This is a genomic window from Bacillus cereus group sp. MYBKT111-2, assembly GCF_051915205.1.
In the GTDB taxonomy this organism is placed as follows: Bacteria; Bacillota; Bacilli; order Bacillales; family Bacillaceae_G; genus Bacillus_A; species Bacillus_A paranthracis.
In genome coordinates, this window is the sequence record NZ_JBQAEG010000004.1 from 52,504 (window position 1) to 62,960 (window position 10,457).

Consider the following 10,457-nt stretch of genomic DNA (forward strand, 5'->3'; position numbering starts at 1 on the left):
CAATCTACGAAGAAAATGAATGGTGTTTGCAACTTGTAAGCAAGTAAATTTCATGATAAGTGCAACATTACGAGCAACTCTTTCTATTCAGTTTTTATATTGGATATTCATTCAACCAATTTAGCGCTTGTTCATAATCGTCAAAAAACTCTACGGATTCTTTTGTATTGGATTGTTGCAAATACTTCAGTATCTCTCCTTCTTCAAGAAGAAATGCAATTGCCTTGCTATGATTCAAAATAGTTTCATTGAAGAACTTCTCTTTCCATACTTTTTGAACAGAAAAATGATTTGGCGTGTATCCTTTTCTATCCACCAACAATTTGTATTTCCGCCCCTCAGAAATAAATTGCTGACAAACCTGCTCAAAGCCATTAAACCATTCATACACATCCTCTGTTTTAATCTGGCCAATTAGATGGGTAACAATCAAATCTCCTGAAACTATTGTGCTGATATTCTGTTTACTCAACTTTTAATCATCTCCCTTAGTGGCAATTATGCATAAAATTCTTACTTGACACTCCCGCCCCATCGCTATCATCCTAAGCTCATGTAATCTTAATTATAAGCGAGATTACGTCTTTTTTCGCAAGTCTATATGTAAATACTTTAAAGATTTGTATACGAAATAAACCTTAATGAGTTTCCTTTTTTGAATTAAGCCGCTTAATTATCAGACACGATACAATTGTAAACGACACCTAATATATGAAAGACTGCTTTTTCTCATCTCGATCCCCTTCCATCACTCGCCACCTCAAATCTATTCGTTTTTGCATGTAAATTCAAAACAAAATATATGACAAATAAATAACGACAGTTACTGTAACAATACTAAAAAGTGTTGAAAATAAAACGATTTGCGCATGTAGTTCAGGCTCTATTTGATACTCCATAGCAATGGTTGCTGTATTTCTTGAAGTAGGAAAAGAACTTGCAATAAATAATGATTGTGCAACAATACCATCAATCTTTAGTAGGTAGATCATGGTAAGTGCTACTAATGGTCCCATCAGTAACCTTCCAATTAAAGCCCATGTTATGACTCGATGGAAAAATTTAAGCTTAATGTTGGATAATTGCGCCCCTAGCAATATGAGTGCTATTGCAACAAAACCATTCGCAAGCTGATTAAGAGGTAGCAAGATAGAATTAGGTAATTGAATTGTAAAAGATTGAAAGAGAATCCCTAATACGAGCGCATGAAATACAGGCAGTCTTAGAAATGATTGAATAATACCTCCGATTGTTTTTGTTGCTGATAGTAAGTTATATATTCCATATGAATAGGTTAAAAGATTCTGGAAAATAACAATGAAAATCTGAATGGAAACCCCCACTGGATTGTGACTAAAAATCAATTGACTTACTGGTAATCCATAATTACCGGAATTCATTAACGAAATGCTATTTTTTAGAGCTGCACTTTCTCCTTTTTCTAACTTTAATATTTTTGAAATAAAATGACTTACTATGATCAGACTTAGACTGTAAAGCATTAAATAGTATATTATCTGGAGCAACAAATCTATTTCTATACGAATATCATATATATTCACAAATACAGCCGCAGGCATCAAGCAATACGTAATAAGTGTAGATAGTTGCTTTAAGTCAAATTGAAACTTTCTTTGTAAGATTGCACCAATTAGCATCAATATTAATATCGGTAATATTACGTCTAATATAATAAAAACAAACATTTACAACCTCATTCTACATATATTTTAGTTGGATTAAACACTTTACTACATATGGACCACATTTAATTCATCGGAAAACACCATTAGTTCCCAATAATCAGAAAAAAACACTCATTTCATTTCCCTCCCCTCTCTTTTCTTTAACATAACAAATATGAGCCATAAAGAAAATTATGGATTATTTATAGAAATTTATAATTTTATCTTATCGAACTGAACTGTATTCTTTAGTTTAAGTATACTTTTTCACAATACCCATTAGCCTTATCAAAAAGCTGGTTCTAATAAAATATGAAGTTTTTCTTGTTATAGATACCGTCATATGTTTTTTAAAATTCCGAGGAATTTCAATTTTTTATATTTCTTGATATAGATTGATAGATATTTTTTAGAAAGGAGTGACTATTAATCGATTCATTAGCGATCAATAGTCATATCGTTTAATTCAAAAGTTATTGTTTTCATTCTCGATATATTCCGAATGTTTTATGAGGATGTTTCGTTTATTCATTTCAGTCTTATAACAATCGTACTGTTTCTTTTACTTTGTAAACTTCAATAGACAAAAAACTGAGTTCTCGATTGTAGAATTAGATTTAAGGTCATACATTTATCCCTTAATTTCTTTATCTGTAGGCAAAACAATTGCAGCTATTATATAAATTAACACTGTAAATCCGCTAGTAAAAAAGGCTGATAATGCAGTTACTATGCGAAGGATACTAACATCAATTCCATACTTGTCACTTAAGCCACCTAACACACCTGATACTTGTTTATCTTGAGTGGACTTATATAACCTTTTCATCTAAACACCCCAATCCAATTAAATATTTGCTTTCTAAAAATTAGTTTAATCTTTGTGCTTGAACTAACCTGCCCTTTAATTGAATAACATCTGATATTTATATTTTAACATAAAATCCCATTACTCTTCTGTTTTTCATTTTAAAACCACATTATTTTAGAAAACAAACGTTCGTTAAGATATCAATAGAAAACATGTTGAAGCCTATTACTAAAAGAACCATCCCAAAATACTTTGGGACGGTTCTTTTTCCTTATTAATGATTCTTTAACATCACTAAGAGTTTCTCCTGACTATACATCCAGACTGTAATAATTAAACAAGCAAGTGCGACTTCTGATAACGCCATAAATCCTATTGCATAATGACCTGTTAGTTGGAATAGTAATGTTAAAATTAGAGGCGGGAAGAATCCTCCTAGTCCGCCTAAAGCTGAAACGAGTCCGTTTACAATACCAGCTTGTTCAGAGAAGTACATTGGAACGAGTTTGAAGATTGTACCATTACCGATACCTGCGCAAAATGCGACAAGTAGGCAACCAAATGTATATACGTTCATGCTAGGCATAAATGATAAAATAATACCTGAAAGTGTTAAACCGATAAATACGAAGATTAATATTTTAAATGGATTAAACTTATCACCGAGCCAACCACCAATCGGACGCATAATTGTTGCGAGTACGATGAATCCGGCTGTACGTATACCTGCATCTACTTTCTCTAATCCGAAATGAGATACTAAAAAGTTTGGTAAATATACTGTAAATGCAACAAATGATCCGAAAGTTAAAAAGTAAAAGATACATAAAAACCAAAGTTTCTCATTTTTATATACACCTTTTATTTGTTCCATTAGTGGTGTATTCACTTTTTTCTCTTTACGATCACCTAATAAAAAGTTCATAAGTGCAAACGCTGCAAGTAAAATTAAATAACATTGTACTGTCGTTCTCCAGCCAACTGAAGTTGCGATAACAGGCGCTAAAAATGAAGTAATTGCTGTTCCAGCGTTACCGACACCGTAAATACCATTTACAAAACCGTGACTCTCTTTTGGAAAGTATTTTGGTAAAGAAGTTACTCCTACAGAGAATACAGCACCACCGATTCCTACAAATAATCCACCAATAATTAAATCCATCATAGAATTGGCAACACTAATATAAAAAACAGGAAATAATAATAGAATAAAACTAATAAAGAATAATTTTCTTGCTCCGAAACGATTGGTCCAATAACCAATTGGAATGCGAAGAACAGAACCTAAAATAACGGGTACTGCTGTTACCATAGAAATTTGTCCCGCAGTTAATGGGATATCCACTTTAATATAGGGCATTAATGATGATAAAATAACCCACACCATAAAACCGATAATTAGATTAGAAGTTTGTAAACTTAATTGAAAATTAGGACTTTTCATCCTGTTCCCTCCTATGTATACGTAGTTATATTCATTCCCTCCAGCCTAATCACGTTCTTACATGATTAGGCTGAAAAGAATCAACCACCACTTACTGGCGGAATCATTGCTACGACATCGCCAGTTTGAATGATGTCATCCTCATTTGCATACTCTTCATTTATAGCGACCATAATCTCACTTGAAATCGCTACGTTGTATTTCTTAATAAGCACTTCCTTTAGTTCAGCAACCGTAATATTTTCATAATCTATGTGTAATGTTGGCTTACTAACTTCTTCTTGCAAATGTGCAAATAATAGTACTTCAATCATATTCTCATCTCCTTTCCAGGCTCGCCATTACCATATGCTGTTTTCTCTAACTGATCGCCTATCCACGACTCACCATCTTCCCAAAACTCTTTTTTCCAAATCGGAACAATTTGTTTTATACGCCCCATAATATATTCATTTGCTTCATAAGCCGCTTTCCGATGTGGTGTAGCAACAGCAACGACAACAGCCAAATCAGAAATTTGTAATGTACCAATGCGATGTGTAATTGCCACATATGTCCCAGGCCATTTATCTCCTACTTCAGTACCAATTCTCTCAAGCTGTTTCTCCGCCATTGTTTTATAAGCTACATACTCTAAATAAAGCGTACGGCGGCCTTTCGTAAATTCTCTAACAGTGCCAATAAAAGTAGTAACCGCACCGCACTCACGCCGAATTACTTTGTTTGTAACTTCTTCAATTGAAATAGGTGTATCAATTACTTCATAATACGTATTTGTCATTTTGCACCTCTTATCTTTATATAAGTTAGCAACCTATTTTTCTATTATTTGTATGATCGAAGCGATTCTTTCCATGGCCATTCACTTCCGCTGGTTGATTCTAATAACAGTATCGAAACAGTAATTCCAGCTTTAAATCCTCTCGTTCCACCTGGCAAAACGATAAATGCATTCGCTTCTGCAAGTGAAGAAATTGCACTAGATTTATCTAAACCAACTGGTGTAACTTGTAATTGACCATCTACAATCTCTACTCTCCCTCTTACAAAACGAGTAAACGGATTTGCTTTCGGAAAGTCTTTTTGTAAAATTGCCTCTGCACGAAATACGTGCGAATCTTTTCTATGTAAGTATGTTCCAATGACTGGTCTAACATATAATTCACAACCGACATAACAAGCTGAAGGATTACCAGATAAACCAAATAGTAGTTTTCCTTCTACCTCAGCTACAGTTGTCACACTTCCTGGTCGCATTGCTATTTTATTGAAAAGTACATTAGCTTGTAATCTCTCATAAATAGCAGGTAAATAGTCATAGTCTCCTACCGAAACGCCACCAGTTGTAATTAAAATATCGACTTCTTTTATCGCTTTTTTCACAGTGTTATAACACGTCTCAAAATCGTCAGCGAATTGTCCATAATACCGTACAACTCCGCCCGCTCGTTCAATTTGCGCAGCTATCATATAGGAGTTACTATTTCGAATCTTCCCTGGCTTTAATTGTTCATGTACTTCAAGCAGTTCACTCCCTGTCGTTACAATTCCAATAACCGGCTGTCTTACAACATGCACGGAACTATAACCAAACGTAGCAAGCAGTGCCGCTACTCCAGGGTTAATAACATTACCTTTTTTCACAAGAATGCTATTTTGTTTTACATCTTCTCCTTTAAAAGAAATGTTATCGCCAGGTGCAAAAGAGCGTTTTAATTTCATATACGTCTTTTCGTTTTCTTCAAACCCTTCCGTTAGCTCTAACATCACAACCGCATTACACCCTTTCGGAATTGCGGCTCCTGTCATAATACGGACAGCTTGAAATGGTTTCACTTCTTCTGTAAAAACAAAGCCTGCTCCAATTTCGCCAATTACTTCAAACTGAATGAGGTTACTACTACTCGCTTCTTTTGTATCTTCCGCTCGAATTGCAAACCCGTCGTACGGAGAGCGATCAAAATGCGGGACATCATGATCTGCAATAACATCTTCTCCAAGCGTTCTACCGTAGCTTTCTATAAGAGAAACCTTTTCTATTTCACCTTGGTAGGCATATTCCATTACACGCGCAACTGCTTCTGCTACTGAAATTGGTATACGTTTTTCTAACATTCTTTTTTCACCTCGTTTTAATAAGGGGACTCTTTCTCTATATTCATCCCATATATTTTGCGTATAATCGTTTTGCTATTTTCACATCATTTGTCCCATGAATAAATGCCCTACCGTCTGTAAATAAAACGAAACGATATTCATCAATTAGAAATGATAGTAAGTACGGCGTTTTTTTGACACGTACACTTTTTTGTAATCGTTTTTGAATTTCGGTTAAATTAAGATCTCTCTTTATTCCTGAACGGATTTGAACTGTATTCCGTCCGCATAACACTTCTGTTTTCATCTGCGTTTCAAATGTTAAACTTGGATACGTTCGTGATTTCCCACAAGATGGACATGTACTTTTCTTTTGTCTGTTTACTTTTAATGAGAGATATTGATTGTTCCATATGTCAAATGAAAACATCGTCCCTCTTAGCGACTCATAATCACCCACTAATATTTTCATCGCCTCTGTAACTTGGTGAGCAACAACCATCTGTACAGCTGGCTGAATGATTCCGGCTGTATCGCATGTTGCACCGCCCATAGGATGATCCATGAGACAGCGAAAACATGGTGTTTTCCCAGGAAGAATTGTATACGTTACACCGTAACTTCCAATGCATCCACCGTATATCCAAGGTATATTTTCTTTTTGAGAAATGTCATTTATAAGTAGGCGCGTATCGAAATTGTCAGTCGCATCTATGATGAGATCCACTTCTTTTGTTAACTCTTCTATTTCTTGCATTGTGATATCCGTTACAACTGGTTCAATTTCCACTTCAGAATTAATCTTTCTTAAATGTTCTGCAGCTGCAATGGCTTTCGGTTTGCCCTGCTTCGCATCTTCTTCTGTATATAACTGTTGTCGCTGTAAATTACTCCATTCAACGTAGTCACGATCGGCAATTGTCAATTTCCCAATTCCCATCCTAATGAGCGCTTCCGCATTTGCAGCTCCTAGTGCACCCGCACCAATTAAGAGCACATGCTTTTCTCTTATTTTTCTTTGTCCCATTTCACCAATTCCAGAAAACAATACTTGCCTTGAATATCGCTCTTGCATAGGGAATCCCCCTTTCGCTATCCACCAATGTAAGACATTTCAACTTTTGGACGTTTATTTGTACTTTCCGCCGTTCTTTCATCTGAATATCGATCTGTTCTATATCGCCATGTATCGTTTAAAATTTTTAATAGTGATGCATCGGAAATATTTTCTCGAAGAAGCGTTCGCAAATCCTTTCCTTTCGTTCCAAATAGACACGTGAAAAACTTGCCGTCTGCCGAGATACGAGCTCTCGTACAAGAAGAACAAAATGACTCAGATACTGAAGTAATAAACCCAACTTCTGCATCGCTTTCTACATATCGATACAATTTCGCAACTTCTCCAAAGTAACGAGGTGGAACAGGTTCAATCGGATATACGCGATTAATCTTCTCTATTAATTGTTCCTTCGTAATAACTTGTTCAAAATTCCATCCGTTCGTACTGCCTACATCCATAAACTCAATGAAACGGAGCTGAATTTCTTGTTCTTTAAAATAACGAGCCATATGTAGGATTTGGCTATCATTCATTCCTTTTTTTACGACCATATTTACCTTTACTTCTAAACCAGCAGCCTTTGCTGCTTCAATTCCTTTTAGGACAGGTTTTGTACTTACGTTTCTTCCGTTAATTTTTTGGAAAACTTGATCTTCTATTGCATCTAAACTAATATTTACACGTTTTAAACCCGCTTCTTTTAACGCCTTAGCTTGTTTTGCTAAATGAATTCCGTTTGTTGTGAGCCCAATATCTTTTAAACCTTCTAGCTTTGTAAGCCTTGCAATTAACTGCGGTAAGTCTTTACGCAATAACGGTTCACCGCCAGTAAGCCTAATTTTATTGACTCCCATACTTATAAACAATCTTGCTAATCTTTCTATTTCATCGAACGTTAATAAAAACTCTTCCTGCAAAAAAGCGTAATCAGGTCCGAATACTTCAGCAGGCATACAATACGTGCACCTGAAATTACAACGATCAATAACTGAAATACGTAAATCTTGAAGTGGTCGTTCTAATGAATCTTTCATTTTCTCGTGCATCTATATCCCTTCTTTTCTGCTGCAATCCTTAGTAAGCTTTCAGTTTTTTATTTTCCTTTATTATAAAAAATAAGTTACAAATTCAATGTGACTTTTCTCACATCACTTTCCCCATTCAAAAATTCTTCACAAATCTGTTCGCATTTTGTTCACATCTCCAGCCCCTATTCCTTACGGTCATTGAAATTTCACTTTTTTTTCAAAAATATCTCTTGCATTTTCATCATAATTACATTCAAAATAAGAAATATATTGTTTTCGAGAAGAAAGGTGATCGCTGTGGCAAACAGTATGACATTATCTCAAGATTTAAAGGAATTACTTGCATCTGTTGAATATAAAATGCAGATAAAAAAAGGTAGTTTTATTTTTCAAGAAGGTATGGAAGCGACAGAACTCTATATCATCCACTCAGGAAAAGTACAAATTAGTAAACTTAGTGCTGATGGGCAAGAATTGACACTCCGTATTTGTTCGGCATATGACATTATTGGAGAATTAACATTGTTCACGGATAATGCGAAGTATTTATTAAATTCAAAATGCCTTGAAGATGTTGAAGTAGGCGTTATAAAGCGCGAAGCCCTAGAAAGAGAATTACTCCAAAAGCCCGCACTTGTATTTGAATTTATGAAATGGATTAGTGAACATTTAAGAAGAATGCAAACGAAGTTCCGAGATTTAGTATTGCACGGCAAAAAAGGCGCTCTGTATTCTACTCTCATTCGAATGACAAATAGTTATGGTGTGTTAAAAGAAAACGGGATTCTTATCGATTTACCTTTAACGAATCAAGAACTTGCTAATTTCTGTGCAACTTCACGTGAAAGCGTAAATCGGATGTTAAATGAATTAAAAAAGCAAGGTACTATTTCTATTCATAAAGGAAAGATTACCATTCACGATTTACAATTTTTAAAATGTGAAATTGCTTGTGAAGATTGCTCTGCTTCTGTTTGTAGCATTGATTAACATCTTATTTAATTACTTATACTTATAAAGAAAGCCGAGGTCTCCAATTAGATCTCGGCTTTCCTTATAAGTTACTAAATATATAAAACAACATTATTTTTTCAATTCATTTGGAATACGTCTTCTGTAAATTACATAACTACGGCTTACGTATTTAATCGGAGCGCTAAATACATGTACTAGTCTAGTAAATGGCCATACTGCGAATAGACCCATACCTGCAATTATATGAATTTTAAACCATACTGGTACTTCCGTCATATACTCAACTTTCGGTTGGAAAATAAAGAGGCTTCGGAACCATGGACCGATCGTTGTACGATAATCAAATCCTTTTGAATCGATGTTTAAAAATGTTGAAGAAAGTCCTGCTAGCATTACGATAAGTAATAAAATAAGCGCAATATAATCCCCCTTCGTACTCGTTGCAATGATACGTTTTACTGTTACGCGGCGGTACGTTAATATAATTAAACCGATGATAGAAGCAACACCTGCCGGAAGCCCGAAACTAATTGCCATTATGTGATACGTATGCTCAGAAATACCTATCGAACGGTATACAGCTTCTGGAATTAATATCCCCATAACATGACCGCCAATTACGAACATAATCCCAAAGTGGAATAATAGACTTCCGATTCGGAGCATTTTCTTTTCTAATAGTTCACTAGATTTTGATGTCCATCCAAATTGATCATAGTTGTATCTAAAAATATGTCCACCGATAAAGATTGCAAAAATGATATAGGGAAACAACACCCATAGAAATTGATCCATCATTTTGACAACTCTCCTTTCTAATTTGTCTGTACACCCCATGTATCGATAGCGAGTAGAACAGCCGCAAGAATTGGTTCATACATACTATCAGCTTCTTTTAACTGAACGTGTAATGCTTGGATGTTCTCTTTGTATTTACTCATAATTGGTTCACTGTCTTGCTCATTTGCATTTGCAAAAAACTCTAGTAATAGCGGTAAATAATCAGGTAGTTCTTTATCTGTTACTTCAAAACCAGATTTTTTATAATGCTGTTTTAACTCTAGTAATTCAATACCTCTTTCCCTTTGTTCACCGGTGTTCATATACGTTAAATACATATTTGTCTTCTTACCAAAATCAAATGTATATACGTAACTATCAATAAGTTGATCGTTCGTTTTATCCAGTGCTTGTTTTATAAATGCTGTAAGTGAAGTTTTAACTTCTTCCTGTTCAATCGCTTCAATCTCTTCTTGCAATTCAGCTAAAGCTTCTCTCCACCCAAGTTCCGGGTAAGAGAGAAGGAATGAAGAACAAGAAAAAGCAGTTTGTAGACTTTGTTTCATATTTTTCCGCC

12 protein-coding genes are annotated in these 10,457 nt (G+C 34.9%); 1 reads left to right on the top strand and 11 read right to left on the bottom strand.

From position 1 onward, the window contains the following. Positions 1–94: 94 nt before the first annotated feature. The 9 genes from ACTFNE_RS12515 to moaA form a co-directional block, all read right to left on the bottom strand. Positions 95–472, bottom strand: coding sequence for an STAS/SEC14 domain-containing protein (locus ACTFNE_RS12515; protein WP_014893794.1), 378 nt, complete (start codon positions 470–472; stop codon positions 95–97). 316 nt (positions 473–788) lie between these two features. Beyond that, positions 789–1,706, bottom strand: coding sequence for an AEC family transporter (locus ACTFNE_RS12520; RefSeq protein WP_000497478.1), 918 nt, complete (start codon positions 1,704–1,706; stop codon positions 789–791). A 610-nt stretch (positions 1,707–2,316) separates the two neighbouring features. Further along, positions 2,317–2,514, bottom strand: a complete 198-nt coding sequence (locus tag ACTFNE_RS12525) for a PspC domain-containing protein (protein ID WP_046197556.1) — start codon at positions 2,512–2,514, stop codon at positions 2,317–2,319. Between the two features lie 256 nt (positions 2,515–2,770). Further along, positions 2,771–3,940 carry a nitrate transporter NarK gene (gene narK / locus ACTFNE_RS12530; RefSeq protein WP_000841846.1) on the bottom strand — a complete coding sequence of 390 codons (1,170 nt, stop codon included), beginning with the start codon at positions 3,938–3,940 and terminating at the stop codon, positions 2,771–2,773. A gap of 80 nt (positions 3,941–4,020) precedes the next feature. Further along, a complete protein-coding gene (moaD, locus tag ACTFNE_RS12535; RefSeq protein ID WP_046197557.1) occupies positions 4,021–4,254 on the bottom strand; it encodes a molybdopterin converting factor subunit 1 in 234 nt (77 codons plus the stop codon). After that, positions 4,251–4,721 carry a molybdenum cofactor biosynthesis protein MoaE gene (locus ACTFNE_RS12540; protein WP_046197558.1) on the bottom strand — a complete coding sequence of 157 codons (471 nt, stop codon included), beginning with the start codon at positions 4,719–4,721 and terminating at the stop codon, positions 4,251–4,253. The genes moaD and ACTFNE_RS12540 overlap by 4 nt, the downstream gene beginning before the upstream one ends. 44 nt (positions 4,722–4,765) lie before the next feature. After that, a complete protein-coding gene (locus tag ACTFNE_RS12545; RefSeq protein ID WP_046197559.1) occupies positions 4,766–6,055 on the bottom strand; it encodes a molybdopterin molybdotransferase MoeA in 1,290 nt (429 codons plus the stop codon). A gap of 43 nt (positions 6,056–6,098) precedes the next feature. Beyond that, positions 6,099–7,112 (bottom strand): molybdopterin-synthase adenylyltransferase MoeB, encoded by a 1,014-nt coding sequence (locus ACTFNE_RS12550; RefSeq protein WP_046197560.1) that lies wholly within the window; start codon positions 7,110–7,112, stop codon positions 6,099–6,101. Between the two features lie 17 nt (positions 7,113–7,129). Continuing rightward, complete coding sequence (gene moaA, locus ACTFNE_RS12555) at positions 7,130–8,143, bottom strand: GTP 3',8-cyclase MoaA (protein ID WP_046197561.1); 1,014 nt, start codon at positions 8,141–8,143, stop codon at positions 7,130–7,132. 279 nt (positions 8,144–8,422) lie between these two features. Between moaA and ACTFNE_RS12560 the strand changes: the two genes are divergently transcribed. Next, on the top strand, positions 8,423–9,115 hold the full coding sequence (locus ACTFNE_RS12560; protein ID WP_046197562.1) for a Crp/Fnr family transcriptional regulator: 693 nt from the start codon (positions 8,423–8,425) through the stop codon (positions 9,113–9,115). Between the two features lie 93 nt (positions 9,116–9,208). On the opposite strand, the gene narI is transcribed toward ACTFNE_RS12560, so the two are convergent. After that, positions 9,209–9,898 (bottom strand): respiratory nitrate reductase subunit gamma, encoded by a 690-nt coding sequence (gene narI / locus ACTFNE_RS12565; protein ID WP_046197563.1) that lies wholly within the window; start codon positions 9,896–9,898, stop codon positions 9,209–9,211. 17 nt (positions 9,899–9,915) lie between these two features. Further along, complete coding sequence (gene narJ / locus ACTFNE_RS12570; RefSeq protein ID WP_000814213.1) at positions 9,916–10,446, bottom strand: nitrate reductase molybdenum cofactor assembly chaperone; 531 nt, start codon at positions 10,444–10,446, stop codon at positions 9,916–9,918. Between the last annotated feature and the right edge of the window lie 11 nt (positions 10,447–10,457).

Excerpts from the sequence above, each read along its gene's own strand:
- narI (WP_046197563.1), bottom strand. The coding sequence starts at position 9,898 with ATGATGGATCAATTTCTATGGGTGTTGTTTCCCTATATCATTTTTGCA.
- narJ (WP_000814213.1), bottom strand. The coding sequence starts at position 10,446 with ATGAAACAAAGTCTACAAACTGCTTTTTCTTGTTCTTCATTCCTTCTC.
- moaD (WP_046197557.1), bottom strand. The coding sequence starts at position 4,254 with ATGATTGAAGTACTATTATTTGCACATTTGCAAGAAGAAGTTAGTAAG.
- narK (WP_000841846.1), bottom strand. The coding sequence starts at position 3,940 with ATGAAAAGTCCTAATTTTCAATTAAGTTTACAAACTTCTAATCTAATT.
- ACTFNE_RS12525 (WP_046197556.1), bottom strand. The coding sequence starts at position 2,514 with ATGAAAAGGTTATATAAGTCCACTCAAGATAAACAAGTATCAGGTGTG.
- ACTFNE_RS12540 (WP_046197558.1), bottom strand. The coding sequence starts at position 4,721 with ATGACAAATACGTATTATGAAGTAATTGATACACCTATTTCAATTGAA.
- ACTFNE_RS12520 (WP_000497478.1), bottom strand. The coding sequence starts at position 1,706 with ATGTTTGTTTTTATTATATTAGACGTAATATTACCGATATTAATATTG.
- moaA (WP_046197561.1), bottom strand. The coding sequence starts at position 8,143 with ATGCACGAGAAAATGAAAGATTCATTAGAACGACCACTTCAAGATTTA.
- ACTFNE_RS12545 (WP_046197559.1), bottom strand. The coding sequence starts at position 6,055 with ATGTTAGAAAAACGTATACCAATTTCAGTAGCAGAAGCAGTTGCGCGT.
- ACTFNE_RS12550 (WP_046197560.1), bottom strand. The coding sequence starts at position 7,112 with ATGCAAGAGCGATATTCAAGGCAAGTATTGTTTTCTGGAATTGGTGAA.